The organism is Streptomyces sp. NRRL F-6492 (assembly GCF_001280125.1).
Lineage (GTDB): Bacteria > Actinomycetota > Actinomycetes > Streptomycetales > Streptomycetaceae > Streptomyces.
Genome location: NZ_LGEG01000024.1, coordinates 29,990 through 54,062, shown reverse-complemented (window position 1 = coordinate 54,062; position 24,073 = coordinate 29,990). Strand labels below are relative to the sequence as shown.

The window sequence follows — 24,073 nt, the reverse complement described above, 5'->3', positions numbered from 1 at the left end:
GATCCCCCAGGTCGCGGCAGGCGCACCGGCCCGACCGCCATCGGTCGGGCCGGTCGCGCTCAGGCCGGGGGCTCCCGATGGCAGGGGCACTCGCACACGAAGTGACGCACCCCCGGCACGCCGCTGTCGCGCGGGACGTGGTCCCGGCAGTGGGCGTGGCGGCCGACGACGCAGCGCGGTGAGCGGAACTCCGGCTCCGGCTCGGCCGCGAGGGCGCGGACCACCAGGGACACGCTCACCGCGTCCGCGATCTCGGGCGTCACCCACCAGCCGTCGCCCGCGCGGTCGCGGTGCGGGCCGTCGTGCCCGGGGCCGAGGACGCAGACCGAGCCGGCCCACACCAGGCGCACCGTCTCCGCGACGGCGAGCACGGAACGCCGCGCCCCGCAGCGGCTCACCCGGAACATCCCGCGTGGATGTTCCGGTGGTCGACGTCCACCCCGACCGTCGCCAGCCACAACGCCCTCCGGCGCCTGCGTTGCGCCGCGCGCGAGGTGGCCGTCGCCAGGTAGGGACGGGTGAGGGGCGAGCGGGCGCCGTCGAGGGGCATCGCCTGTTCCCGGGCGTACGGGGAGCGCGGGGCGGGCGCCCGGCGACGGGGCGGCGCGGCCGGGCGGCGGTGGGTGGTCCGGACGGGGCGGTGCCTGCCCGTGGGTGGCAGCGTCAGCATCAGCACCCAGAGGAGGACCGGGATCCAGGCCCGGCCCAGTACGCGCGCGATAGGGTTCCGCACGTCATCAACTCCTTGAGCAGTTGGTGGCCATGCCCCGGGGCCGGTTGCAGCGGTCGCCGGGGTCTTGCGTAGAAAACCGTAAACCGTGATGCACTGTGATGCATCACGATGTAGCTAGAGCCACCCCAACGTGTATTTGTATGACTATCTACTGTTGAAACCATGAGCCTTGATCCGAAGTCGGCCCGCCCGCTGTACATGCAGCTGGCCGACGTGGTCGCAGCCAAGATCTCCACCGGCGAGTTCGCCCCCGACCGGATGATCCCCACGCCGGGCCGTCTCTCCGAGGAGTACGGCATCGCCGTCCTCACGGCCCGTCGGGCCATGCGTGAACTCCGCGAACGCGGACTGATCGTCACCGTGCCGGGAAAGGGCTCCTACGTCCTGCCGAGCAGCCCTCCGACCGACGCGTGATCCCCCCGCCCCACCGGGAATAAGTCCCCCATGACCCCCGTGGACAAGGACCAGGCCCGCGCATGGCTCGCCACCGCCCTCGACGAGGCCCGGACCGGGCTCGGGGAAGGCGGGATCCCGATCGGGGCCGCGCTCTACGGGGCCGACGGCACGCTGCTCGGGAGGGGGCGCAATCGGCGGGTGCAGGACGGGGACCCGTCCGCGCACGCGGAGACCGACGCGTTCCGGGCGGCCGGGCGGCAGCGCTCGTACCGGGGGACGACCATGGTCACGACCCTGTCGCCCTGCTGGTACTGCTCCGGTCTCGTCCGGCAGTTCGGGATCTCGCGGGTGGTCGTCGGGGAGGCCGGGACCTTCCGCGGCGGGCACGAGTGGCTGGCCGGGCACGGCGTCGAGGTCGTCGTGCTCGACGACCCCGAATGCGCCGCGCTCATGCGGGAGTTCGTCCGGGAGAACCCCGAGCTGTGGGGCGAGGACATCGGGGAGGGGTGAGCCCCCGCCACAGGACCGCTACGGATCCACAACAGACTCGAAAAGCCACCCGCTTTCCCAACACACCGTCGATATCCTTGTGTTGACTGTTACGGGGGTGGCGGGGCTTGGACAGGGAGCTGTACGGCCGCGAAGCGGCCCTGGACGACGGCGGGCTGGTCGCGCGGCTCAGCGGGCTCACCCGGCACGGGGTCTCGCGGGTGGCGTACGAGCACGGGGACGATCCGCCGGTCACTGTCTTCACCGGCGGGCGCGGGACCGGGAAGACCGCCCTGCTCAAGGAGGTCAGGAACCGGTACCGGGGGTACACCCCGCTCGCGCTGCTCGACTGCGCCCACGTCGAGCCGCCCGCCGATCACGGCCCCGGCTGGACCCCGCTCACCGGGGCGCTGTCCGAGCTGGCCGTGCAGTTCTCGCCCAAGGTGCTCGGGGCGCGGCCCGTGCGGTTCCCCCGGCTCTCGCTCGGGCTGGTGGCCGTCGCCGCGATCGGCTGGTCCCGGGAGGACGACGAGCGGGCCCGGCGCGACCTCCAGCGGCTCGGACCGCTCCTCGCGACCGTCGACGCGACCCGGGGCGCCGCCGCCCACTGGGTCGGCAAGGTCCTCGCCAAGCTCGCCGCCACCTTCGCGGAGACCGCCGCCCCGCTCGCCGGGCTGCTCGCCGAGGCGACCGTGGAGACCGTCATGGAGGAGGTGTTCGGGCGGCTCCAGCGGTCCGTGGAGGGGTGGTACGGCGGATACCGCAACGCCGGGGGGCGGGGGAAGGCCGGGCTCCAGCAGCTCGCCAACGACTTCGAGCAGGGCGGCCGGCGCCGGGAGGAGGCCGGGGCGTTCCTCGTCGGGGCGCTGACCGAGGACCTCCTCCAGGCCTACATCGGGCTGCGGCGCGGCAGCCGCATCGGCCGGCCCCTGCTGCTCCTCGACAACGCCCACGAGCCGCTCGGCCGGCAGCTGGTCGAGCCGATCCTGCGCGCCCGCGCCGCCGAGGGGCGCCGGGACCGGGTCGTCGTCCTCGCCGCCTCCCGGGTCCGCGACCACGAGGCGCTGCGCCAGGCCACCCGGCTCCGGCTGCCCGAGACCGCGCACCGGGCGCCCTGCCCGCGCGGGACGAGCGTCGGCTCCGGCATCCTCGCCGTCGAGCTGACCCCCCTCTCCCCCGCCCAGACCCGTAGCGCCTTCGACCGGTACGACCCGGCGGGCCGCGCCCCCGCCGCGCTCGCCCCCGCCGTCCACCGGCTGACCGGCGGCCGCCCCCTGGGCGTGGCGCTCCTCGGGCGGGCCGCCGGGGAGGCCCCCGCGCACCTGAAGCCCGGGCTCACCCCCGGTCGGCTGCTCGACCTGACGGTGGAGCTGCGCGAGGACTCCCCGCCGGTGCCCGTCGCCCCCGCCCTGCTCGCCGAGCTGCTGCCGGTGCCCCGGCCCGGCCCGTACGCCGTGCTCGCCGCCGCCCACGACGAGGAGTCCGCCCGGGTCCTCGCCCACGCCCGGCTCGCGTCCGAGTCCCTGGACGGGGACGTGGCGCTGCGCGTCCGCGACCGGCTGCGCGCCGAGGACTGGTCCGCGTCCGCGCCCGGCTCCCGGCACTTCGTGGCCGATCCGCTGCTGCGCGCCCTGCTCCTGCACCGGCTGCGCTTCGAGGACGGCGACCATCCGCGCTACGCCGCCTGGCACGCCGTCCACGAGACCCTGCGCCGGCACTACGGGCCGGGCCCGAGCCCGTACCGGCTCCATCACGACCTGGCGCTCGGCCGCACCGAGGAGGCCGTCGCCCACCTGCGGACCACCTTCCCCGAGCCGGACGTCCCCGGCTGGCTCGGGCGGCTGCGGTTCGTCGCCTCCGCCCCGTACCCGCGCGAGCGGAACGCGGCCGGGCCCGATCCGCGCCGCGCGCTCGCCCTCGGGCAGGCCCCAGCGGGAGGGCAGGCCCCGGCGGGCGGCCAGGACCCGACCGGCGAGCTTCCCGCCGGGCTCGACGCCGACGGCGTCGAACTGCACCTCTCCCTGCGGCGCCTGCTGCACGCCGTATGGCTGCTCACCGATCCGCTCGCCCTGCCCAACGACGAGGTCGCCGACCGGCTCGCGCACGAGCTGCGCCGGCTGTCCGGCCGTCATCTGTCGGGCAGCGGTGCGCTCTGGGACGCCGCCACCCACTGGCCGCGCGACATCCGCGCCCGGCGGGAGCTCTCGCTGCCGCCGGGCCGCGAGGACGGAGTCTGACGCCATGCCCGACCGCCCGACCCCCCGCCCGTTCGACCGGCTCCGCCGCCGCGTCCGCACCCCCCGCCAGAAGCTCGTCGCCTCCCTCGTCACGGCCGCCGTCGTCCTCGGCCTCGGCGGGTACGGCGTCGTCCGCCTCACCACCCCGGAGGACCGTTCCTGCGCGGCGGGCGTCGAGCGCCCGGCCGGCAGCGGGGAGTGCGTCGGCGTCAACGGCGACGGCCACGACTTCGGCATCGGCGAACTGGGCGGGATCGCCGGCGCCATCGGCGCCGAGAACGCCACCCTCAAGCCCGACGACCACGTCACCGTCGCCCTGCTGCTGCCGCTGACCTCCACCGACGGCGGCATGCGGCTCAAGGTGCTGAACGAGCTGCGGGGCGCCCACGCCTACCAGTACCGCGCCAACCACGAGTCCAACGAGGAGCTGCCCAAGATCCGGCTCGTCCTCGCCAACACCGGCAAGGGCAACGCCCACTGGCGTCCCGTCGTCGACCGGCTGATCACCATGAAGGACTCCGCCGACCGGCTCCGGGCCGTCTCCGGCGTCGCCACCTCCTCCACCGAGGTGCGGGAGGCGGTGACCGCGCTGACCGGGGCCGGGATCGCCGTCGTCGGCACCACCATCACCGCCGACGACATCGCCAACGCCCCCGGGAACGACCGCTACCCCGGCCTCGCCCGCGTCTCGCCCACCAACGGCGACGAGGCCCGGGCCCTGGCCCACTTCGGGAAGGTGGACGCCGCCAAGGCGCTCCTCGTCCAGGACACCCGCGGCGGCGACCACTACACGGACACCCTGAAGGCCGCCTTCGCCGCCACCCTCAAGGGCGCCCCGCACGACCCCGAGCTGTTCACCTCGCCCGCCGACGCCAACGAGGAGGGCACCACCGCCAACACCTTCCGCCAGATCACCCACCTGATCTGCGACACCCGCGCCGAGACCGTCTTCTTCGCGGGCCGCCACACCCAGCTGCGCCAGTTCATCAACGCGCTGGGCGCGCGCGGCTGCGCCCACCGGGCCTTCACCGTCCTGACCGGCGACGAGGGCTCGTACCTGGGCGCGGACGCGAAGCTGGACCGGAAGGCGCTGAAGTCGAAGCTGACCGTGCGGTACGCGGCGCTCGCCCACCCGGACGCCTGGGTGCCTGCGGAGGGGCGGAAGGTCCCGGCGACGGGCGGTTCCGCCCAGGCGTACGCGACCTTCCTGGGCGACGTCACCCGGGGCGCGGAGGAGCCGCCGGCGCTCGCGGACGGACAGGCGATCGTCGCGTACGACGCGATGGCGACGGCCGTCCACGCGATCCGCCAGGCCACCCCGCAGGGGGCCCGCCACCCGGCGGCGGCGGACGTGGCCACCCAGTGGCCGCAGGTGAAGGGCTCGCTGCGGGTGGAGGGGGCGAGCGGCTGGATCTGCCTGGACAACTACGGCAACCCGTACAACAAGGCCGTCCCGATCGTGGAGCTGGCCCCGGACGGCTCGCAGCGCTTCGTGCAGATCGCCTGGCCGGAGGGGCGCCCGCCGGCGGCGCCGTGCCTGCCGCCGAAGCGGGGGTGACCGTACGGGAAGGGTCTACGGCTCCCACTTCGGCCAGCGCGCCGCGTCCCGCTCGTACAGCTCCCGCAGGTGCAGCCAGCGCTCGGACGTCCGCCGCCGCCAGTCGGCGGGGTGGCCGTCCAGGGCGCGGACGAGCCACTCGAAGTGGTCGTGCCAGGCGGCGAGCCGGTCGAGGCGGTGCTCCGGCGGGCCCCGCAGCTCGTTGGTGAAACGCAGCACGGTCGACCCGTCGCCGCCGGGTTCCGGGCCCGGCTCCAGGTGGAACCGGATCCGGCCGTGCGTCGGATCGACCGTGTACTCGGCCACGCTCTCCGGGTCCCAGGCGGTCACGAGCCCCGGGTCCTCGGTGTCGCCGCTGGTCAGCCGGTGGAGGACGACCCGGCCGCCGAGCCGGGGCTCCAGCGGGTCCGCCGCGCACAGCCAGCGCGCCAGGCCCTCGGGGGTGGTGACCGCCGTCCAGACCTCGGACGGCGGGTGCGGCAGCTCGACGGTGAACCGCAGCAGGTGCGCGTCGCCGTCGTGGGTCTCGCTCCTGCCCCGGGGTATCTCGCTCATGGTTCCCAGCGTCGCCCAGGGGCGGGAGCGGTGCCAGTGCGGCGGGGTCAGACGCCGGAGTACGAGTGCTTGCTGCTCACGAAGATGTTCACGCCGTAGTAGTTGAAGAGGAAACAGCCAAAGGCGATGAGCGCGATGTACGCGGCCTTGCGGCCCTTCCAGCCGGCCGTCGCGCGCGCGTGCAGATACGCGGCGTAGCCGACCCACGTGATGAAGGACCAGACCTCCTTGGCGTCCCAGCCCCAGTAGCGGCCCCACGCGTCGCCGGCCCAGATCGCGCCCGCGATGATCGTGAAGGTCCACAGCGGGAAGACCGCCGCGTTCACCCGGTAGGAGAACTTGTCGAGCGAGGCGGCGGCGGGCAGCCGCTCCAGGACCGAACGGGCGAAGGCGCCGGGATTGCCGCCGGTCGCGAGCTTGTTCTCGTACGAGTCGCGGAAGAGGTACAGCAGGGTGGCGACCGCGCCGAGGTAGAAGACCGCGCCGCAGAAGATCGCGGTGGAGACGTGGATCCACAGCCAGTACGAGTCGAGCGCGGGCACCAGCTGGTCGCTGGGGGTCTTCAGCCAGGTGGTGGCCAGGCCCAGGTCCAGCAGGACGGTGGTGACCAGCGGCAGGCCGATCCAGCGCACGTTCTTCTTGGCGAGGAGGAAGCCGAGGTACGCGCCGACCGCCACCGTGGAGAAGGTGGTGGAGAACTCGTACATGTTGCCCCAGGGGGCCCGCTGCACGGAGAGCGCCCGGGTGACCACGCCCGACGCCTCGACCAGGAAGGCGAGGACGGTGAGCGAGACGGCGATCCGGCCGTACAGGTCGCCCTTGACCGTGCCGCCGGCCGCGCCGGGGCCGTCCGGCACGTCGCGGGTGCCGGCCGCGGCCCGGGTGACGACCTTCGGCTTGTCGAGCACGGCGGTGGAGCCGGCCTGCTCGACCCGCACGGTCACGGCGGCGGTGGCGGCCGCGGTCCGCGGGGTGAGGGCGGCCGCGGTGCGGCCGACCTTGCTGCGGCTGCCGAGGACCCACTCGGCGATGTGGGCGAAGAAGGCCAGGGTGTAGACGGCCATCGAGGAGTAGACGAGCAGGTCGCTCATCCGCGCCAGGCTCTCGTCGGTCGTGGCGGCGAGGATCACTTGTCAGCCTCTCCAGAAGGGGCGGGGTCTTCCGCGGGTGCGTCCGCCGGTTCCGTGGTGTCCGGTACGGCGGTTTCCGGTACGGCGGTTTCCGGTACGGCCTCCGGATCGGCTCGCGGAGTCTCCGCGGTGGGCGGGGCCTGGGCCGTGAGCGCGACCGCGAGGTCGGCCAGCTCCTCGGGGAGCTTCGCGGACTCGCTGCGGCCGAGACCGGCCATCTCGACGACGGTGACGCCGTCCTCGCCCCGGACGGCCCGGACCCAGATCCGGCGCCGCTGGATGAAGAGCGAACCGGTCAGACCGGCGATCGCGGCGATCGCGCCCGCGAGGGCGAGCCCGTTCCCCGGCTGCTGCGAGACCTGGAAGCTCGCCCACTCCTTGACGTCCTTCTCGAAGGTGATCGAGCCGGCGCCGCCGGGGAGCGTCATGGTCTCGCCGGGCAGCAGGCGCTGGGCGAGCTTGTTGCCGGACGCGTCCTTGAACTGGGTCATCTTGGACTTGTCGAGCTGGTACACGTTCTGCGGGAGGCCGGAGTTCACGCGCAGGTCGCCGTGGAAGCCGGTGAGCGCCATGACGGGGAAGTCGAGCGCCGGGAACTGCGAGAACATCGTGCCCTGGCCGGCGCCCGCGAAGGTCGGCACGAAGAAGGCCTGGAAGCCCAGCTGCTCCTTCTTGCCGTTCTTGTCGCGGTAGCCGTCCATGACCTTGATCGCGCCGGTCGACGTGATGTTGTTGTCGATCGGGAGCAGGGGCACGGCGCCGTGGAAGACGGTCCTGCCGCGCCCGTCCTTGACGGTGACGACGGGCGCGTAGCCGTGGGCGATCAGATAGACCTTGGAGTCGCCCACCTTCAGCGGCTCGTTGACCCGGATGACCGCCTTGCGGTCCGCCCCGCCCCGCGAGTAGGTGACGGCCGCCTCGAAGGTGCGGGGGGTGCCGCGCTGCGGCCCGCCCTTCTCGTACGTGCCGGTGAAGGAGTCCAGCTTGAAGCTGAACGGCTCCAGCTCGTCGGTGCCGAACTGGGAGCCGGACTTGAAGTCGTCGTACTGCGTGAGCGTGTTGGAGAAGCCGTCGCCCTCGACGATCAGCTTGCCGCCCTCGGACTTGAAGAGCTGGCCCCAGGCGAAGGCGACGAGCATCACGATCAGGGCGACGTGGAAGGCCAGGTTCCCGGCCTCGCGCAGGTAGCCCTTCTCGGCGGCGACCGCGTCTCCGGCCCGGTGGGCGCGGAAGCGGCGCTTCTTCAGGAGGGCGAGCGCGGCCTCCCGGGCCTCCTCGGGCCCGGCCGCGGTGCGCCAGGTGGTGTACGCGGGGAGCCGGTCGAGGCGGCGGGGGGCGCCCGGCGGGCGGCCGCGGAGCTGGCCGACGAACTGCCGGCTGCGCGGGACGATGCAGCCGATGAGGGAGACGAACAGCAGGATGTAGATCGCGGAGAACCACACCGAGCTGTAGACGTCGAAGAACTGGAGCTTCTCGTAGAGCGGCGTGAGGGCCGGGTGGGCGTCCTTGAAGGCCTGCACCTTCATCTCGTCCGCGCTGGTCTGCGGGACGAGGGAGCCGGGCACGGCGCCGAGGGAGAGCAGGAAGAGGAGGATCAGCGCGACCCGCATGGAGGTCAGCTGCCGCCAGAACCAGCGGATCCAGCCGACGACCCCGAGGACGGGACCGCCGGTGGCGGTGTCCTCGCGGTCCTCCCTGGGGGCGGTCGACAGTGCGGCGCCGGACGCCTCGTCGGCCGCGGCGCTTTCCGTCGTGTCGGTCTTGCTCATGGAACTCAGATCCCCACCGTGAAACCGTTGGACCAGCCCTGCATCGTGGCGACCATGCTGTCCCACGCCCCCGTGAGGAGCAGGACGCCGGTGACGATCATCATGCCGCCGCCGATCCGCATGACCCAGGTGTAGTGCCTCTTGACCCAGCCGAACGCCCCCAGCGCCTTGCGGAAGGCGACGGCGGCGAGCACGAACGGTACGCCGAGACCGAGGCAGTACGCGAAGGCGAGTATCGCGCCGCGCCCGGCGCTGGCCTGCTCCAGGGCGAGCGCGTTGACGGAGGCGAGCGTGGGGCCGATGCAGGGGGTCCAGCCGATGCCGAAGAGGGCGCCGAGCAGCGGGGCGCCGACCAGGCCGGCGACGGGCTTCCGGTGGAAGCGGAACTCGCGCTGGGTGAACCAGGGCATCAGGCCGAGGAAGAAGACGCCCATGAGGACCATGAGCACGCCGAGGACCGTGGTGAGCGTCTCGCGGTACTCCTGGAGGGTGGAGCCGAAGTAGCCGAAGAGGGCGCCGCCGGAGACGAACACGGCGGTGAAGCCGAGGACGAAGAGGACGGCGCCGGCGGTCATCCGGCCGCGCCGGCTGTCGGCGAGGTCGGTGCCGGTGACCCCGGTCACGTAGCTGAGGTAGCCGGGGACGAGCGGCAGGACGCACGGGGAGAAGAAGGAGACGAGCCCGCCGAGCACCGCGAGGGGCAGGGCGAGCAGCAGGGCTCCGCTGGTGACCGTCTCGTTCACCGGCTCACTTCTCCTGGAGGAGCGGGTCGATCATCGAGCGGAGCTTCTTCTCGTCGAGGGCCATGAGGGCGCGGGCGGCGATCTTGCCCTCCTTGTCGAGGACGACGGTGGAGGGGATGCCCTGGAGGCTGAGGGTGCCCTTGGGGAAGCCGAAGAGGATCAGCTTGCCGGCGGGGTCGTAGAGGCTCGGGTAGGGGACCTCGTAGTCCTCTTCGAAGGTGAGCGCCTGCTGCTTGTTGGAGTCGCGGGTGTTGAGGCCGACGAAGGCGACGTCCTGGCCCTTGAGGTCGTTGGCGACCTTGGCGAAGTGGGAGGCCTCGGCGCGGCAGGGGCCGCACCAGGAGCCCCAGGCGTTGAGGACGACGACCTTGCCCTTGAGGTCGGCGACGTCGAGCCGCTCGCCTTCGAGGGTCTCGCCGGCGAGCTTGCCCGGGGTCGCGCGCTCGCCCCTGGGGGCGGTGGAGATGCCGCCCTTGGTGTTGACGAAGTTGGTGCCGCCGCCACCGGACGTGCCGCCGCCGTCGCCGCCGCAGGCCGAGAGCGCGAGGGCGGCGGTCAGCACTCCGACGGCGAACAGGGTGCGTCGAGGGGCACGGCTAAGGCTCATGTGAAAAGTTTCGCATGGGCGTTTGGGGGATCTTGGGCACCCCCCTACGTGCCCGTAAAGCACCTTGTCAAGGATGGCTAAGGGGAGACGCCCGAGAATGATCAGGCGGCCTTGAGAAAGGCGTTCCAGCCGCCGGCGGGCTTCTCTCCGACGCCCAGGCCGCGCAGCTTCGCGAGGATCTTCGGGTCCTGGACGTCGAGCCAGTCCGTGAACTGCCGGAAGGAGACGAGCCGGACGTCCTTCTTTCCGGCCATTCCCTTGAGCGCCTCTTCGACGGCGTCCATGTAGATGCCGCCGTTCCACTGCTCGAAGTGGTTGCCGATGAAGAAGGGCGCGCGATTCGTCTCGTACGCGCGCGTGAAGCCGGAGAGGTACGCCCCGGCCGCCTGCTTGCGCCAGCCCGGATAGCGGGAGGGCATGCCCTTCGTGCTGTTCTTCGACTGGTTGGCGAGCATGTTGTAGTCCATGGAGAGGACTTCGAAGGAGTGCCCGGGGAAGGGCACGGCCTGGAGCGGGAGGTCCCAGATCCCCTGGCGCTTGTCGGGCCAGGTCTGGCGGCCGCCGGGCGAGCTGGCGTCGTAGCGCCAGCCGAGCCGCTTGGCGGTGGGCAGCAGGTTGTCCTGGCCGAGGAGGCAGGGGGTGCGGCCGCCGACGAGTTCCTTGGAGTAGTCGAAGGGGAGCGGGTCGAGCTCGGTCCAGCCGCTGTTGGTCTTCCACTCGGTGACGAACTTCACGGCCTGGTCGATCTCGCTCTGCCACTGGGCCGGGGTCCAGTTGCCGACGGAGCCGGAGCCGCCGCAGAAGTGCCCGTTGAAGTGGGTGCCGATCTCGTGGCCTTCGAGCCAGGCCTGCCGGACGTACTTCAGGGTGTCCTTGACGTGGTCGTCGGTGAGGTAGCCGATGTCGGAGGCGCCGACGCGGTTGTTCGGCGGGCGGTAGAGGTTCTTCTTCGACTCGGGGAGGAGGTAGATCCCGGAGAGGAAGAAGGTCATCGCCGCGTCGTGGTTCCTGGCGAGTTCGAGGAAGCGGGGGAAGAGCCCGTTGCCGACCTCGCCGGCGCCGTCCCAGGAGAAGATCACGAACTGGGGCGGGGTCTGGCCGGGTTCGAGCGGGACGGGGGCGTCGGGCTGGTGCGGCTGCTTGCCGGTGTCGGCGGTGGAGCCGTCGCCGATGAGCCGCACGGGGTCCTTGGTCGGGGTGGGGGTGCCCGGGTCCGCCGTGGTGTCGCCGCCCTGGCCGGGCTTGTTGGGCCCGGGATGTCCAGCCTTGTCCTGTTTCGGGGTGCTGCACGCCGCGATGCCCATCGCCGCGGCGGCCCCAACGCCCGCCCCGAGCAGCCCCCTTCGAGTGATTCCGCTGATCTCGCGCATGCCGTCCCCAATTCGCGCTGACGTATGACCTGAATGTCATCCAAACCGACAAACAGTGAGATGCAGGGAGGAACACGGGGGTTCCCGTTAAATAGCACAAAAATTTAAGGGCGTTCGGATGACATGAACATCATCCGAACGCCCTGGACCCCGCCCCGTCAAGCCGGGCCGTCCCGCGGACGCGCCCGACCCTCCGGACGGAGCTACGCCCCGAAGGCCTTCGACTTCCCCTTGACCGGCTTCGCGCCCGCGAGCAGGTGCGCCGGGACCAGGTCCCGGGCCGGCTCGCTGTACCCCACCGAGACGATCCTGTCGCCCCGGTACGTGAACGAGGTCAGCGACGCCAGCGTGCACTGCCGCCGCCGCGGGTCGTGCCACAGCCGCCGCTTCTCCACGAAGCTGCGGACGATCCAGATCGGCAGCTGGTGGCTGACGCAGACCGCCTCGTGACCCCGGGCCGCGTCCTTCGCCGCGTCGAGCGCGCCCATCATGCGGACGACCTGCTCGACGTACGGCTCGCCCCAGGACGGCTGGAACGGGTTGGTCAGGTGCTTCCAGTTCGCCGGCTTGCGCAGCGCCCCGTCGCCGACGCCGAAGGTCTTGCCCTCGAAGACGTTCGCCGCCTCGATGAGACGCGGGTCACTGGCCAGCTCCAGGCCGTGCGACGCGGCGACCGGCGCCGCCGTCTCCTGCGCCCGCTCCAGCGGGGAGGCGACGACGTACGTGACGTCCCGGCCGGCCAGGTGCTCCGCGACCCGGTCCGCCATCTCCCGGCCGAGCTCGGAGAGGTGGTAGCCGGCCCGGCGCCCGTAGAGGACGCCGTCGGGGTTGTGCACCTCGCCGTGGCGCATCAGGTGGACGACGGTGATGTCGTCGTCGCCCACGGGCTTCTCCGCGTTCACGGCGTCGTTCAGCGCTTCCACGTCGCTCGCGTCGCTCACGCCGTCCGGGGTCCGCACGTCGCTCATGCCGTCGCCTCCGCGGCGGCGCGGGCGGCGGCCGGGAGCGCGGCGGCGATCCGCTCGACCGCCCGCCCGTCGTGTGCCGTCGACACGAACCAGGACTCGAACGCGGACGGCGGCAGGTACACCCCGTCGGCCAGCATCGAGTGGAAGAAGGCGTTGAAGCGGAAGGCCTCCTGCTTCTTCGCGTCCTCGTAGTTCCGCACCTCGTCGGCGGTGAAGAACACCGAGAACATGTTGGAGGCGGTCTGCAGCCGGTGCGCCACGCCCTCCTTGGACAGCGCGTCCGCGACCAGGCCCCGGATCTCCGCCGAGACCGCGTCCACCTTCGCGTACGCGGCGTCGTCGAGCAGCCGCAGCTGCGCGAGCCCGGCGGCGGTCGCGACCGGGTTCCCGGAGAGCGTGCCCGCCTGGTAGACCGGGCCCGCCGGAGCGAGGTGCCCCATGACGTCGGCGCGGCCGCCGAACGCGGCGGCCGGGAAGCCACCGCCCATGACCTTGCCGAAGGTCAGCAGGTCGGGCTTCACGCCGTCGACGCCGTACCAGCCGGCCTTCGAGGTGCGGAAACCGGTCATCACCTCGTCCGAGATGTACAGCGCGCCGTTCTCCCGGCACAGGTCCGCCAGGCCCTGGTTGAAGCCCTCGGCCGGCGGGACGACGCCCATGTTGCCCGGCGAGGCCTCGGTGATGACGCAGGCGATCTCGCCCGGGTTCGCGGCGAACGCGGTCCGCACCGCCTCCAGGTCGTTGTACGGCAGCACGATCGTGTCGCCGGCCTGCGCGCCGGTCACCCCGGGCGTGTCCGGCAGCGCGAAGGTGGCGAGGCCGGAACCGGCCGCGGCGAGCAGCGCGTCCACGTGACCGTGGTAGCAGCCCGCGAACTTGACGACCTTCGCGCGTCCGGTGAACCCGCGGGCCAGCCGGATCGCGGACATCGTCGCCTCGGTGCCCGAGGAGACCAGGCGCACCTGCTCGACCGGCTCCACGCGCGCGACGATCTCCTCCGCGAGCGCCACCTCGCCCTCGCCGGGGGTGCCGAAGGAGGTGCCGCGCGCCACGGCGGCCTGCACGGCCGCGGTGACCTCCGGGTGCGCGTGGCCGAGGATCATCGGTCCCCACGAGCAGACCAGGTCGACGTACTCCCGCCCGTCCGCGTCGGTGAGGTACGGACCGGAACCGGACACCATGAACCGGGGCGTTCCACCCACGGCCCGGAAGGCACGCACCGGTGAGTTCACGCCGCCGGGCGTCACGAGGGAAGCGCGGTCGAAAAGCGTCTGTGAGACTGGGGCTTCGTATGAATACGGCACTGTGATCCTGACCTGCGAGAACGACTGAGGGCACGACAACGGGAACGGAGGGACGGCGTGGACATCCCGTGTATTACGCCGGGGCGTCCGCCCTCCGCGTCTGCGAAACTGGGGCGTCATAGGGATGGCTCACGGAATCCATGGTGTCAGAGGCCACGGCGTTCTCGCGGACGGGTGTTTCGCCGTACGAGCGCGGGGGAGGTCACTGTCACGATGATCGGGTTGCGCGGCGGGGTCGTGTTGCCGAGAAAAAGCAGTCGGGTGGAGATATGCATCGCGGTGGCGGACCGGGCGAGGGGACGGACGACCTGGGTCCGGAGTCTGCCCGGCGGGGAAGGCACCGGCGCCGGCGGACCGAAGACCCGATTCCGGACGCTCCGGGAAGGCAAGGCCCTCCGGACGCCCGGGACGAGCGGGACGCCGGGGGCGGGAGGGGCCGGTTGGGGGTGACGTACAAGTACTTCGGCGCGCCCGACGGCGCCACGGCGGCCCGCGTGCCGATCTCGATGCGTCCCGAGGAGCTCGGCGGCGACGAGCTCGGCATGGGCGGCATGTTCACCAAGATCAAGCCGGAGACCATAGCGGCCATGGTCCTCACCGGCATCCAGGGCATGCCCCTGTACAAGGTGCCCCCGCTGGAGCTGGTGGTCCTGCACCCCGACTACGCGGTGGTGAAGCTGCCGATGACCGTCGTCGACCCGCTGCGCGCGATCGGCGAGGAGTCGGTCGGCGCCGCCGCCTTCATCTGGTCCACGGTCCCGGACCGCGGCGGCCCGCGCGACGCCTTCGACGTCTACCAGCTGCTCCACGAGTGGCAGGACTTCTCGGTCCGCCTCCACGAGGCGGGACACCAGCCGTACTGCCTGGTGTGGCCGTGAGGACGCGGTAGGAACGACGCGGGCCGGGGACGGCCCGGGTTTCTCCGGGTCGGGAGCGGCCAGGGTTTCCGGGTCGGGAGCGGTCCGGGTTTCTCCGGGTCGGGAACGGCCAGGGTTTCCGGGTCGGGAGCGGTCCGGGTCGGGAGCGGTCCGGGTTTCTCCGGGTCGGGAGCGGCCAGGGTCAGGAGGGGTGCTCGCCGCCCTCCCCGGGCTCCGCCGTCTCCGCGGCCTTCGCCGCCCGCGCGCGTTCGGACGCCAGCTCGCGCGCGGAGGCCAGCCGGTACGGCACGTCGATGACCACGACGTTCTTCATGAACAGCAGCCGGGCCTTGAGGCGCAGGGCGCTCTGGTTGTGCAGCGGCTGCTCCCACCAGTGCCCGACCACGTACTCGGGGATGACCACCGAGACGACCGCGTCCCCCTTCCGCTCGGGCGCCTCCCGGACGTGCCGCAGGACCGGCTGGACGATCGAGCGGTACGGGGAGCCGAGCACACGCAGCGGTACGTCGATGCCGTGGGCCTCCCAGGTCGCGCGGAGCTCCTCCGCCCGCGCCGGGTCCTCGGCGACGGTGACGGCCGTGAGCGAGGCGGGCCGCAGGGTCTTCGCGTACGACAGGGCGCGGAGGCTGGGCGCGTTGACCGAGGCCACGAGGACCAGGACGTGGTGCTCGGCGAGGGCGCGGGGGCGCTCGCCGGGGCCGACGGCGACCTCGGCGGCGACGGTGTCGTAGTGCCGTCGCACCCCCTTCATCCCGGCGTAGAGCACCGGCATCGCGAGGACGACCAGCCAGGCGCCGTGGGTGAACTTGGTGACGAGGACGATGACGAGGACGACCGCCGTCAGACAGGCGCCGAAGGCGTTGATCGCGAGGCGGCGGTGCAGCGCGTGCCGCGGGGCCGCCCCGGCGGGCTTGGCGAGTTCTCGCCGCCAGTGCTTGACCATGCCGGCCTGGGAAAGGGTGAAGGAGACGAAGACGCCGACGATGTAGAGCTGGATGAGGCGGGTCAGCTGGGCGTCGAAGGCGACGACGAGGGCGATCGCGGCGAGCGCGAGGAGGACGATGCCGTTGGAGTACACGAGCCGGTCGCCGCGGTGGAAGAGCTGGCGGGGCGCGTAGCGGTCCCGGCCCAGGACGGAGGCGAGCATCGGGAAGCCGTTGAAGGCGGTGTTGGCCGCCAGGACCAGGACGCCGGCGGTGACGGCCTGGAGGACGTAGAAGAGGACGTGCCAGTCGCCGAAGGTGGCCCGTCCGATCTGGGCGAGCGCGGTGGAGGTCGGGGTGCCGGGGGCGAGTCCCAGCTCCGTGGGGTCCTCCGCGACGTGCACCTCGTACACCATGGCGAGCACGGTGATCCCGAGGAACATGGTCACGGAGAGCCCGCCCATGATCGCCAGGGTGGTGGCGGCGTTGCGGCTCTTCGGCTTCGCGAAGGCGGGGACGCCGTTGCTGACGGCCTCGACGCCGGTCAGCGCGGTGCAGCCGGAGGCGAAGGCGCGCAGGCCGAGCAGGACGAGCGCGAGCCCCGAGTAGGCGGAGACCTCGTCGACGGGCAGGTCGGCGGACTCGGCCCGGATCGTCGTGCCGGTCGCCATCCGCACGGCGGCCACCGCGAACATCAGGTGGATCACGCCGATGAAGGCGTACGTGGGCAGGGCGAACCAGCGCCCCGCCTCGCGGACCCCGCGCAGGTTCAGCCAGGCCAGGACCACGACGAAGAACACCGACAGGGCCACGGCGTGCCCGTCGAGCGCGGGGGCGGCGGAGGTGATGGCGGCGACCCCGGAGACGACGGAGACGGCGACGGTCATCACGTAGTCGATGAGCAGCGCGGAGGCGGCGGTGAGCGCGGCCCGCTGCCCCAGGTTCTCGGCGGAGACGACGTAGGCCCCGCCGCCGCCCGGGTAGGCGTAGCAGGTCTGCCGGTAGGAGGCGACCACCACCAGGAGCAGCAGCACGATGCCGGCCGCCGCGTACCAGGTCAGATGGAGCACGGCCAGGCCGCCGAGGGCGAGGATCAGCAGGATCTCCTCGGTGGCGTAGGCGACCGAGGAGAGCGGGTCGCTGCAGAAGACCGGCAGCGCGACCCGCTTCGGCAGCAGGGTCTCGCCGAGCCGCCCGCTCTCCAGCGGACGGCCTACGAGCAGGCGTTTCGCCGCACTTCCAGCTCTCATAAGTGCTGAAGTTAGGACGAATGGTATGTAATGCGCGGAAGCCGCGCCCTGAGGGGGGTGCCCCGCACCCCGCTGGAGCCCCCGTACGAGGAAGGACCTGACGCGTGAGCGGAGTACGCATGGCCGGAGAGCCCCTGCAGATCGGCGAGGTCGCCGCACGGACCGAGCTGCCCCTGCGCACCATCCGGCAGTACGAGGACAGCGGCCTGGTCGTCCCGTCGGCGGCCTCCCCCGGCGGCTTCCCCCTCTACACGGACGAGGACGTGTCCCGGCTCATGGTGGTCCGCCGGATGAAGCCGCTCGGCTTCACCCTGGACGAGACCCGCGAACTCCTCACGGCCGTGGACCGGCTGGCCGCCGACCGCCCGGGCACGGACACGGAACTCGCCCCGGACGAGCGGGCCGCCCTCGTCTCCCGCGTCCGCCGCTACGAGGAGGCCGCCGCCGAGCGCGTCGCCGAACTGCGCACGCAGCTCGCCCGCGCGGAGGAGTTCGCCCAGTCCCTCCGCACCCGCCTGGCGGCGACCCCGGCCTGAGCCCGGGGCGCCCCTCAGGGAGCCAGCGCCTCCGCGAGATCACGGAAGAAGCGGGCGTACGCGGCGGGGCTGGGCGGGATCTCCGGGTTCCAGGGAGCCAGCCGCACCCCGCCGGGCAGGGCGTACGGAGGCGTGGCGTGGTCCCGGTCGTCGAAGAGGACCAGGTCGGGACGGAGCCCGGCGGCCAGCTCCCAGCCGGCGGTGAGCCAGTTGGCGCCGGGCCCGGGACCCGGGTCGAGCAGCCGGAGCCCGAGCCCGGCGAGCCACGCCAGCTCGGGCCAGGCCTGCGGGCGGGCCAGGTGCACCTGCTCGGGACCGGCCCCGGAGAGCGCGAGCACCCGCAGCCCGGTCCGGGCCGCCGCCTCCCGGAGCGCGGCCTCGGCGGCCTCGAACTCCGCGAGGGCGGCCCCCTGACCGGGCCCGACGCCCGGACTCACGGTCACCGGACGCACGATCTCCGGCCCCAGCGCCTCCGCGCCCACGACCACCGGACTCACGACCACCACGTCCGCGCCCCCCGGCCCCCCGGCCTCCGGGCCCACGACCTCCGGACCCACGACCCTCAGCCCGGCGGCCAGGGCGGCGAACCGGTCGAGGATGGCCGGCAGGTCGAGCCCGCCGCCGCCGACGGAGAGGGCGACGAGCGGCACCCCGAGCCGCTCGACGAGCGCCTTGTCCAGCGCGTACGGGCCCTTCCCGTCGTACGTCACGTCGACGACGACGTCCGGCCGCAGCTCCCGCAGCACCCCCTCGTCCAGGTCCCGGCCCGGCCCGAGGTACGGCACCCCGACCGCCTCCAGGACGCCCGCCTTCGCCGGGTCGTACACCTCGCCGTCGTGCCCGGAGCCGTACACCGCGACCGGTGTCACCCCCAGGTCGTACAGGGCGGCCCCGGCCCGTACGTACGCGACCACCCGCCTCGGCACCCGGGCCGCCCCCAGCTGCTCGCCCCTGTCGTCCGTGAATCCCCATGCCTGCGTTCCGGACATGCGGCTGCTCCCTCCCCGGCCGGAATCTCCCTGTTCCGCCACCTTGGAACGGACGTCCGATCCGCACAAGGGGGCCTGCGCCCCGCACCGGCCGCCCCCGGCCCCGGCTCCCCCCTGCCGAAAGGCCTCCGGGAGGTGTTAACTGAACAGGTCGGGAGGAAGCCGTAGGAATCGCCGCGCCGTCGTGCGGGAGCGCCACCTGCCGGGGCGCACGCGTACGGGCGGCCCTCACGCCCTGGAGTGAGCCATGCCCTTGCCCGGCCCGTTCTCGGACCCCCGTGTGACCACGCTCTTCGGTCTGCTCGCCGTCTCGACGGTGACCTGGCTCGCCCTGGGCCTGCGCGCCCGCGCCCGGAACGGCACTCCGCTGGAGCGGGTCTGGCACCCCCAGGAGTCGGTCCCGCTGACCCCCGCCGAGGAGCACGCCTTCGGCCAGGTCGTCTCCCGCCTCTCCCCCGGCCCGACGGGCCGCCTGCGCTGAGCCGCGCCCCCACCGGGCCGGACTGGGCCGGACCGGACCGAGCCGAGCTGGGCCGGGCCGGGCTGGGGCTGGGCCGGGCCGGGTTGGGGCTGGGCCGGGGCTGGGCCGGGGCTGACAGTGGCGGCTACCAGGCGCGCGGGTCGCGGCCCGTCGTGGCCAGCAGCCGCTCGAAGGCGGTGGCGTCCCCGGGCGGCTCGACCGCGTCCCCGAAGACACCCATGCGCCGGGCCAGGGGAGCCATCCGCTCCACCTCCCCGGCGAGCCCCGCCACCACGACCGGATCCGGCTCGAAGGCCCGGCCGGTGGCGCGGGCCAGGTCCCAGGCGTGCACGGTCAGATCGAGCAGCACCATGCAGCCGACCGTCCGCGCGGGCAGCCCCATCGCCCCGGACGTCCCCTCCTCCGCACCGGGCGCCGACCACGCGTCGACCAGCTTCCCGGCCTCCGCCCCGAACAGCTCGCGCCAGCCCGCCTCGGCGACCCGGTCCGGAGTCTCGGAGAAGTCGGGCGTTCCCTTGGCGGCGAGGACCTGGAAGTTCACCACGACGGAGAAGAGATGGCCGACCAGGGCCCGCACGTCGTACTCGGCACAGGGCGTGGACGCGCCGAGCGACGCGTCGGCGATCCCGCCGACCACGGGAACGGCGTCGTCGACGGCGGTGCGGAGCAGCTCGGCGATGCGGGGAGGAGCCTCGTTCGTCATGATCCCGACGCTAGGCAAGCATGCCCGGCCCCGTCTTGAAGAAACACGACAGACCGCGCGCGCCAGGGGTGTCTAGCATGCGGACCATGTCCGCCTCCGCCCCCCGCCGGGACACCCGGGGCATCGTCGACCCCGCCGGACTCCTCTCCCGCGTCCGCTTCCGCCGGCACCTCCCGGCCCCGGAACTGCGGCCCTACCTGGAGCACTACTGGCTGATCGACTGGGAACTGCCGCAGCCGTACGCGAGCCACGTCGTCCCGCACCCGTCGGTGAACGTCGTCTTCCAGCGGTACGGCCCCCTGGACGCCCCGGCGGACGCGGGAAGCACGACGGCCGAGGTCGCGGGGATCGGCCCCGGCCTGTTCACCCACGAGCTGGCGGAGACGGGCCGGGTCTGCGGCGTCCAGTTCCGCCCCGGCGGCTTCCGGCCCTTCGCGCCCGCGTGGCCCGTGTCGGCGTGGACGGGCCGCCGCGTCCCGCTGACCGAGGCCTTCCCCGGCACCCCGGGCACGGACGCGGCCACCGGCGCCCCGGCCGCCGTCCTCTCCCCCGACGAGGACCACGCGCGCGTGGCGGCGCTCGACGCCTTCCTCCTGGCCCACGGCCCCACCCCCGACCCGGCGGCCGACCACGCCGTCGAGCTGGTGGAACTGGCCCGTTCGGACCGCACGATCCGCAGGGCGTCCCAACTCGCCGCCGTCTCCGGCCTGTCGACCCGCTCCCTCCAGCGCCTCTTCGCGAGCCGCGTCGGAGTCGGCCCGAAATGGGTGATCCTGCGCTACCGGATCCACGAGGCCCTGGAACGCGCCGAGAACGCGGTCCCACCGGACTGGGCCGCCCTCGCGGCCGAACTGGGCTACACCGACCAGGCCCACCTCGTACGGGACTTCACCGCCACGATCGGGGTCCCGCCGACGGCCTACGCCCGCGGACCGTCAGTGCCGTGACCTACCGTACGAAGATGGAGAACGACACCTCGCGCGTACGCCTGGAACCCTGGTCCGAGGAGGACGCCGGACTGCTGCACGCCCTGAACGCGCCGGAGCTGACCGCCCACCTCGGCGGCCCGGAGACCGGGGAACAGGTCGTCCTGCGCCACCGGCGGTACGTGGGGATGAGCGCCGCGGACCCGGGCGCGGGCCGCATGTTCCGGATCGTGCTGCTCCCGGAGGAGACCGTGGTGGGCAGCATCGGCTTCTGGAGCCAGACCTGGGACGGCGAGCCGGTGTACGAGACCGGGTGGGCCGTGCTGCCCGGCTTCCAGGGCCGGGGCGTGGCGACGGCCGCCACGCGCGCGGTGATCGCGCAGGCACGGACGGCGGCCACGGAGGGCCCGGAAGCGGGCACCCGCCGCCACCTGCACGCCTTCCCGTCGGCGGACAACGCCGCCTCGAACGCGGTGTGCCGCAAGGCGGGTTTCGAACCGCGCGGCGAGCGGGACTTCGAGTACCCGGCGGGGCGCCCGATGCGGTGCAACGACTGGCGGTTCGACCTGGAGGACCCGGCTCAGGAGGCCTGATCCGGCCCGGTGAGCGGCCGGGTGAAGTGGAAGGCCACGATGTCGAAGCGCTCCCGCAGGTAGAAGCGGTGGGCTCCGGTGCGGTGGGTGCCGGAGTCCAGATTGAGCTCGTGGCAGCCGGCCGCGCGGGCGTGGCCCTCCAGATGGGCGATCAGCGCGTGCCCGACGCCGGAGGAACGGTCGGCCGCCGCCGTCACCAGGTCGTCGACGTAGAGCTTGCGCAGCGAGCTGGTGTTGACGACGATCCGCCAGCCGGCCGCGCCGACGCAGCGCCCGTCGTCCGCGTAGGCGGCACTGAACCGCAGCCCCTGGGCGTGCCCGGTCTCGTACACCTCGCGGAAGAGCTCCGGGGTGAGGTGGGGGCGGAGTTCGGAGAGGACCGGCAGGAGGTCGGTCTCCAGGCGGGGATCGCCCGGTTCGAGGTCGGTGATCTTCATGCCGGGACGGTACCCCAGGATTTTTCGGGGTTGACCGCCGAGGCGTCGCCCTGGATATTCATCTGTGTCACGCAGATTATTCGCAGCGCAGTCGAAATGGCCGAGCCGGTCTCCCACGCCCCGCCGACCAGAGGCCAACGGCCAACGCCCAACGCCCAAAGGCCAACGGCCAACGGCCACCCGTCGACTGCTCCTCCCGGAAGGACACCCCATGACCGTTCTCGTCACCGGCAGCCGCGGCCGCGTCGCCTCCGCCCTCCTCGACCTCCTCGCCGCCGCGGGCGTCGAGGCCACAGCCGGCTCCCAGAACCCCGCGGACCTCTCCCCACCCCCCGGAGTCGGCACCGTGCACTGCGACCTCACCGACCCGGCCACCTTCGACACCGCCCTGCGAGGCGTCGACTCCGTCTTCCTCTACGCCGAGGCCGCACACGCCGACACCTTCGCCGAACGGGCCCGCGCCACCGGCGTCGAGCACGTCGTCCTGCTCTCCTCCAGCTCCGTCCTCGCCCCCGACGCCGCCGGGAACGCCGTCGCCGCCCGCCACCTGGCGGCCGAGCGCGCCCTGGCGACCGCCGCCGACTCCGGCGCCTTCGAGGCCACCCACCTCCAGCCCGGCGCCTTCGCCACCAACGCCCTCGCCTGGGCACGACGGCTCAAGACGGGCCAGGGCCCGGCCCTGCCGTACCCCCACGCGCACAGCGACCCGATCCACGAGCGCGACCTCGCCGAAGCGGCCCTCGCGGTCCTCACCGACCCCCGGCTGCGCGGCTCCTCCTACTGGCTGACGGGCCCCGCGTCACTGGACTTCACCGAACAGCTGGCGATCCTGGCCCAGGTGACCGGACGCCCCGCACCGCACACCGCCGTCACCCCCGAGGAGTGGAAGAAGTCGGTCGCCGCCTTCGTCCCGGAGCCGATCGCCGACGGCCTCCTCTCGCACTGGGCCGCCCACGACGGCCGCCCCGCGCCCCTGACCGGCACCCTGGAGGAACTGACCGGACACCCGCCCCGCACCTTCACCACCTGGGCCACGGACCACGCGGAGGCCTTCCGACCCTGAACGGCCCGCCCCCGGCCCCGCCCCCGGCCCCGCCCCGGCCGAATTCCCTGGCAGCCCGTCCGCCGGCGGTGCCATCCTGTCCCCGTGAACGGACCGGAGATCCAGATCAGTTTCGCCCCCGGCCTGCGGCTCTTCGTCTCGGCGGAGCGGCGCTCGGGCCCCACCCCCGTGACCACCGACGGCGCCTCCTCCCTCGGCCACGTCGTGGAGTCACTGGGCGTGCCCCTCACCGAGGCCGGACGGCTCCTGGCCGACGGGCGGCCCGTCGAGACCTCGCACGTCCCGGCCGCGGGCGAGACGATCGAGGTCGAGGACGTCACCCGCCCGCAACCGGTCCCCGGCGCACCCCTCCGGTTCCTGCTCGACGTCCACCTCGGCACCCTGGCCCGGCGACTGCGCCTGCTCGGCGTGGACGCGGCCTACGAGAGCGAGGACATCGGCGACCCCGCCCTGGCCGCCCTCTCCGCGCGGGAGCGCCGCGTCCTGCTCTCCCGGGACCGCGGCCTGCTGCGCCGCCGCGAACTGTGGGCGGGCGCCTACGTCTACAGCGACCGGCCGGACGAGCAGCTCCGGGACGTCCTCGAACGGTTCGCACCGCCGCTCGCGCCCTGGACCCGCTGCACGGCCTGCAACGGCGAACTGAGCGGCGCCGACAAGGACGCCGTGCGCGAGCGACTGGAGCAGGGCACCGAGAAGACCTACGACGTGTTCGCCCAGTGCGTGGAGTGCGACCGGGTCTACTGGCGCGGCGCCCACCACGCGCGCCTGGAGGCGATCGTCTCCGACGCGGTGCGCGAATTCGGCGGAACGGCGGCCCGCTAGGAGTCTCCGCCAGGGGCGTCCGGCCCGTCGAAGTCGCCCTCGCGCAACCGCTCGACCTGCTGGGCGCTCACCTCCACGGTGCGCCGCATGTGGGCGATGAGCAGGGCGACCTCGGCATCGCTGTAGACGTCGAACATCGTGCCCCACGTGCCGTTGAGCCTCCGCCACAGGGCACCGAGCTCCGCCGCCCGCCCGGGGGCGAGCGAGACCAGGACCCGGCGCCGGTCTTCGGTGTCGCGCGCCCGCGTCACGTATCCGGCCCGTTCGAGACGGTCGACGAGCCGGGTCGCGGAGCCGGTGGTGAGCCCGGTCAGCTCGGCGATCCGCCCGGTGGTCACCGGCCCGCCCTCCAGACTGAGCAGGTTCAGACACTGCACATCGGTCGGGTGGAGCCCCAGATGGTCCGCGACGGCCTGGTTGAACAGGGCGTAGGCGGCCATGTAGCGGCGGGCCTCCCCGTGCAGCTCGGTCATCAGCGCCTCGCGCCGGGCGGAACCCTTCTGCGTCATGCAGAGATCGTACGCACGGGTCACCGACGGCGAGCACCGGAACCCGGCGCCGGCCGACCGCCCCGACCCTCCCCGACCCGCCCCGCCTATCCTGGCCGGGCGAT

At 73.2% G+C, this 24,073-nt stretch carries 26 protein-coding genes; 11 read left to right on the top strand and 15 right to left on the bottom strand.

The genetic code is table 11. From position 1 onward, the window contains the following. Positions 1-59: 59 nt before the first annotated feature. Together ADL08_RS04485 and ADL08_RS04480 are read right to left on the bottom strand one after the other, a co-directional pair. The gene (locus tag ADL08_RS04485; RefSeq protein WP_234351991.1) at positions 60-407 is read right to left on the bottom strand and encodes a hypothetical protein; all 348 of its coding nucleotides are present in this window, start codon (positions 405-407) and stop codon (positions 60-62) included. Then, a complete protein-coding gene (locus ADL08_RS04480) occupies positions 395-733 on the bottom strand; it encodes a hypothetical protein (RefSeq protein ID WP_053640714.1) in 339 nt (112 codons plus the stop codon). The genes ADL08_RS04485 and ADL08_RS04480 overlap by 13 nt, the downstream gene beginning before the upstream one ends. A gap of 162 nt (positions 734-895) precedes the next feature. Between ADL08_RS04480 and ADL08_RS04475 the strand changes: the two genes are divergently transcribed. From ADL08_RS04475 to ADL08_RS04460, 4 genes are all read left to right on the top strand, one after another. After that, the gene (locus ADL08_RS04475; RefSeq protein WP_053640713.1) at positions 896-1,147 is read left to right on the top strand and encodes a GntR family transcriptional regulator; all 252 of its coding nucleotides are present in this window, start codon (positions 896-898) and stop codon (positions 1,145-1,147) included. A 30-nt stretch (positions 1,148-1,177) separates the two neighbouring features. Continuing rightward, positions 1,178-1,639: a nucleoside deaminase gene (locus ADL08_RS04470; protein WP_053640712.1), complete on the top strand. Its 462-nt coding sequence runs from the start codon at positions 1,178-1,180 to the stop codon at positions 1,637-1,639. A gap of 107 nt (positions 1,640-1,746) precedes the next feature. Beyond that, entirely contained in the window at positions 1,747-3,855 is a 2,109-nt protein-coding gene (locus ADL08_RS04465) for a hypothetical protein (RefSeq protein ID WP_053640711.1), read from the top strand. A gap of 4 nt (positions 3,856-3,859) precedes the next feature. Then, positions 3,860-5,413, top strand: coding sequence for an ABC transporter substrate-binding protein (locus ADL08_RS04460; RefSeq protein WP_053640710.1), 1,554 nt, complete (start codon positions 3,860-3,862; stop codon positions 5,411-5,413). 15 nt (positions 5,414-5,428) lie between these two features. Here the strand turns inward: ADL08_RS04460 and ADL08_RS04455 are convergent, their stop codons facing one another. From ADL08_RS04455 to hemL, 8 genes are all read right to left on the bottom strand, one after another. Next, positions 5,429-5,968 (bottom strand): SRPBCC domain-containing protein, encoded by a 540-nt coding sequence (locus tag ADL08_RS04455; protein ID WP_053640709.1) that lies wholly within the window; start codon positions 5,966-5,968, stop codon positions 5,429-5,431. Between the two features lie 47 nt (positions 5,969-6,015). Continuing rightward, the gene (gene ccsB, locus ADL08_RS04450) at positions 6,016-7,098 is read right to left on the bottom strand and encodes a c-type cytochrome biogenesis protein CcsB (RefSeq protein WP_053640708.1); all 1,083 of its coding nucleotides are present in this window, start codon (positions 7,096-7,098) and stop codon (positions 6,016-6,018) included. Then, the gene (locus ADL08_RS04445; RefSeq protein ID WP_053640707.1) at positions 7,095-8,867 is read right to left on the bottom strand and encodes a cytochrome c biogenesis protein ResB; all 1,773 of its coding nucleotides are present in this window, start codon (positions 8,865-8,867) and stop codon (positions 7,095-7,097) included. The genes ccsB and ADL08_RS04445 overlap by 4 nt, the downstream gene beginning before the upstream one ends. Before the next feature lie 5 nt (positions 8,868-8,872). Then, positions 8,873-9,610: a cytochrome c biogenesis CcdA family protein gene (locus ADL08_RS04440; protein WP_053640706.1), complete on the bottom strand. Its 738-nt coding sequence runs from the start codon at positions 9,608-9,610 to the stop codon at positions 8,873-8,875. Positions 9,611-9,614: 4 nt separating this feature from the next. Then, entirely contained in the window at positions 9,615-10,217 is a 603-nt protein-coding gene (locus tag ADL08_RS04435; RefSeq protein WP_053640705.1) for a TlpA family protein disulfide reductase, read from the bottom strand. Between the two features lie 101 nt (positions 10,218-10,318). Then, positions 10,319-11,587 (bottom strand): hypothetical protein, encoded by a 1,269-nt coding sequence (locus ADL08_RS04430; protein WP_053640704.1) that lies wholly within the window; start codon positions 11,585-11,587, stop codon positions 10,319-10,321. Positions 11,588-11,790: 203 nt separating this feature from the next. Beyond that, positions 11,791-12,438 (bottom strand): histidine phosphatase family protein, encoded by a 648-nt coding sequence (locus tag ADL08_RS04425; RefSeq protein WP_053640760.1) that lies wholly within the window; start codon positions 12,436-12,438, stop codon positions 11,791-11,793. A 113-nt stretch (positions 12,439-12,551) separates the two neighbouring features. Then, positions 12,552-13,859, bottom strand: coding sequence for a glutamate-1-semialdehyde 2,1-aminomutase (gene hemL / locus ADL08_RS04420; RefSeq protein ID WP_078967974.1), 1,308 nt, complete (start codon positions 13,857-13,859; stop codon positions 12,552-12,554). 269 nt (positions 13,860-14,128) lie between these two features. Here hemL and ADL08_RS04415 point away from each other — a divergent pair, with 269 nt between their 5' ends. Beyond that, complete coding sequence (locus tag ADL08_RS04415; protein WP_078967973.1) at positions 14,129-14,737, top strand: hypothetical protein; 609 nt, start codon at positions 14,129-14,131, stop codon at positions 14,735-14,737. Positions 14,738-14,918: 181 nt separating this feature from the next. On the opposite strand, the gene ADL08_RS04410 is transcribed toward ADL08_RS04415, so the two are convergent. Beyond that, positions 14,919-16,910 carry an APC family permease gene (locus ADL08_RS04410; protein WP_053640701.1) on the bottom strand — a complete coding sequence of 664 codons (1,992 nt, stop codon included), beginning with the start codon at positions 16,908-16,910 and terminating at the stop codon, positions 14,919-14,921. Positions 16,911-17,029: 119 nt separating this feature from the next. Between ADL08_RS04410 and ADL08_RS04405 the strand changes: the two genes are divergently transcribed. Further along, complete coding sequence (locus tag ADL08_RS04405) at positions 17,030-17,446, top strand: MerR family transcriptional regulator (protein ID WP_053640700.1); 417 nt, start codon at positions 17,030-17,032, stop codon at positions 17,444-17,446. 14 nt (positions 17,447-17,460) lie between these two features. Here the strand turns inward: ADL08_RS04405 and ADL08_RS04400 are convergent, their stop codons facing one another. Beyond that, the gene (locus ADL08_RS04400; RefSeq protein ID WP_053640699.1) at positions 17,461-18,435 is read right to left on the bottom strand and encodes an ABC transporter substrate-binding protein; all 975 of its coding nucleotides are present in this window, start codon (positions 18,433-18,435) and stop codon (positions 17,461-17,463) included. 247 nt (positions 18,436-18,682) lie between these two features. On the opposite strand from ADL08_RS04400, the gene ADL08_RS04395 reads away from it, so the two are divergent. Next, on the top strand, positions 18,683-18,916 hold the full coding sequence (locus tag ADL08_RS04395) for a hypothetical protein (RefSeq protein WP_053640698.1): 234 nt from the start codon (positions 18,683-18,685) through the stop codon (positions 18,914-18,916). A 124-nt stretch (positions 18,917-19,040) separates the two neighbouring features. On the opposite strand, the gene ADL08_RS04390 is transcribed toward ADL08_RS04395, so the two are convergent. Continuing rightward, positions 19,041-19,619 (bottom strand): TIGR03086 family metal-binding protein, encoded by a 579-nt coding sequence (locus ADL08_RS04390; RefSeq protein ID WP_053640697.1) that lies wholly within the window; start codon positions 19,617-19,619, stop codon positions 19,041-19,043. Positions 19,620-19,705: 86 nt separating this feature from the next. Here ADL08_RS04390 and ADL08_RS04385 point away from each other — a divergent pair, with 86 nt between their 5' ends. After that, positions 19,706-20,566 (top strand): helix-turn-helix domain-containing protein, encoded by an 861-nt coding sequence (locus ADL08_RS04385; protein ID WP_053640759.1) that lies wholly within the window; start codon positions 19,706-19,708, stop codon positions 20,564-20,566. A gap of 14 nt (positions 20,567-20,580) precedes the next feature. After that, the gene (locus ADL08_RS04380) at positions 20,581-21,138 is read left to right on the top strand and encodes a GNAT family N-acetyltransferase (protein WP_053640758.1); all 558 of its coding nucleotides are present in this window, start codon (positions 20,581-20,583) and stop codon (positions 21,136-21,138) included. On the opposite strand, the gene ADL08_RS04375 is transcribed toward ADL08_RS04380, so the two are convergent. After that, complete coding sequence (locus ADL08_RS04375; RefSeq protein WP_053640696.1) at positions 21,126-21,575, bottom strand: GNAT family N-acetyltransferase; 450 nt, start codon at positions 21,573-21,575, stop codon at positions 21,126-21,128. The two genes, ADL08_RS04380 and ADL08_RS04375, sit on opposite strands and share 13 nt — an antisense overlap. 211 nt (positions 21,576-21,786) lie before the next feature. Between ADL08_RS04375 and ADL08_RS04370 the strand changes: the two genes are divergently transcribed. Continuing rightward, the gene (locus ADL08_RS04370) at positions 21,787-22,638 is read left to right on the top strand and encodes an NAD(P)H-binding protein (RefSeq protein WP_053640695.1); all 852 of its coding nucleotides are present in this window, start codon (positions 21,787-21,789) and stop codon (positions 22,636-22,638) included. Between the two features lie 84 nt (positions 22,639-22,722). Then, on the top strand, positions 22,723-23,460 hold the full coding sequence (locus ADL08_RS04365; RefSeq protein ID WP_053640694.1) for a Mut7-C RNAse domain-containing protein: 738 nt from the start codon (positions 22,723-22,725) through the stop codon (positions 23,458-23,460). Here the strand turns inward: ADL08_RS04365 and ADL08_RS04360 are convergent. Then, positions 23,457-23,969: a MarR family winged helix-turn-helix transcriptional regulator gene (locus ADL08_RS04360; protein ID WP_053640693.1), complete on the bottom strand. Its 513-nt coding sequence runs from the start codon at positions 23,967-23,969 to the stop codon at positions 23,457-23,459. The genes ADL08_RS04365 and ADL08_RS04360 overlap by 4 nt on opposite strands. Positions 23,970-24,073 lie beyond the last annotated feature (104 nt).

Excerpts from the sequence above, each read along its gene's own strand:
- ADL08_RS04430 (WP_053640704.1), bottom strand. The coding sequence starts at position 11,587 with ATGCGCGAGATCAGCGGAATCACTCGAAGGGGGCTGCTCGGGGCGGGC.
- ADL08_RS04385 (WP_053640759.1), top strand. The coding sequence starts at position 19,706 with ATGTCCGCCTCCGCCCCCCGCCGGGACACCCGGGGCATCGTCGACCCC.
- ADL08_RS04380 (WP_053640758.1), top strand. The coding sequence starts at position 20,581 with ATGGAGAACGACACCTCGCGCGTACGCCTGGAACCCTGGTCCGAGGAG.
- ADL08_RS04400 (WP_053640699.1), bottom strand. The coding sequence starts at position 18,435 with ATGTCCGGAACGCAGGCATGGGGATTCACGGACGACAGGGGCGAGCAG.
- ADL08_RS04375 (WP_053640696.1), bottom strand. The coding sequence starts at position 21,575 with ATGAAGATCACCGACCTCGAACCGGGCGATCCCCGCCTGGAGACCGAC.
- ADL08_RS04485 (WP_234351991.1), bottom strand. The coding sequence starts at position 407 with ATGTTCCGGGTGAGCCGCTGCGGGGCGCGGCGTTCCGTGCTCGCCGTC.
- ADL08_RS04425 (WP_053640760.1), bottom strand. The coding sequence starts at position 12,438 with ATGCGCCACGGCGAGGTGCACAACCCCGACGGCGTCCTCTACGGGCGC.
- ADL08_RS04435 (WP_053640705.1), bottom strand. The coding sequence starts at position 10,217 with ATGAGCCTTAGCCGTGCCCCTCGACGCACCCTGTTCGCCGTCGGAGTG.
- ADL08_RS04415 (WP_078967973.1), top strand. The coding sequence starts at position 14,129 with ATGCATCGCGGTGGCGGACCGGGCGAGGGGACGGACGACCTGGGTCCG.
- ADL08_RS04455 (WP_053640709.1), bottom strand. The coding sequence starts at position 5,968 with ATGAGCGAGATACCCCGGGGCAGGAGCGAGACCCACGACGGCGACGCG.
- ADL08_RS04370 (WP_053640695.1), top strand. The coding sequence starts at position 21,787 with ATGACCGTTCTCGTCACCGGCAGCCGCGGCCGCGTCGCCTCCGCCCTC.
- ADL08_RS04445 (WP_053640707.1), bottom strand. The coding sequence starts at position 8,867 with ATGAGCAAGACCGACACGACGGAAAGCGCCGCGGCCGACGAGGCGTCC.
- ADL08_RS04460 (WP_053640710.1), top strand. The coding sequence starts at position 3,860 with ATGCCCGACCGCCCGACCCCCCGCCCGTTCGACCGGCTCCGCCGCCGC.
- ADL08_RS04360 (WP_053640693.1), bottom strand. The coding sequence starts at position 23,969 with ATGACGCAGAAGGGTTCCGCCCGGCGCGAGGCGCTGATGACCGAGCTG.
- ADL08_RS04395 (WP_053640698.1), top strand. The coding sequence starts at position 18,683 with ATGCCCTTGCCCGGCCCGTTCTCGGACCCCCGTGTGACCACGCTCTTC.
- ADL08_RS04475 (WP_053640713.1), top strand. The coding sequence starts at position 896 with ATGAGCCTTGATCCGAAGTCGGCCCGCCCGCTGTACATGCAGCTGGCC.
- ADL08_RS04470 (WP_053640712.1), top strand. The coding sequence starts at position 1,178 with ATGACCCCCGTGGACAAGGACCAGGCCCGCGCATGGCTCGCCACCGCC.
- ADL08_RS04405 (WP_053640700.1), top strand. The coding sequence starts at position 17,030 with ATGGCCGGAGAGCCCCTGCAGATCGGCGAGGTCGCCGCACGGACCGAG.
- ADL08_RS04390 (WP_053640697.1), bottom strand. The coding sequence starts at position 19,619 with ATGACGAACGAGGCTCCTCCCCGCATCGCCGAGCTGCTCCGCACCGCC.
- ADL08_RS04410 (WP_053640701.1), bottom strand. The coding sequence starts at position 16,910 with ATGAGAGCTGGAAGTGCGGCGAAACGCCTGCTCGTAGGCCGTCCGCTG.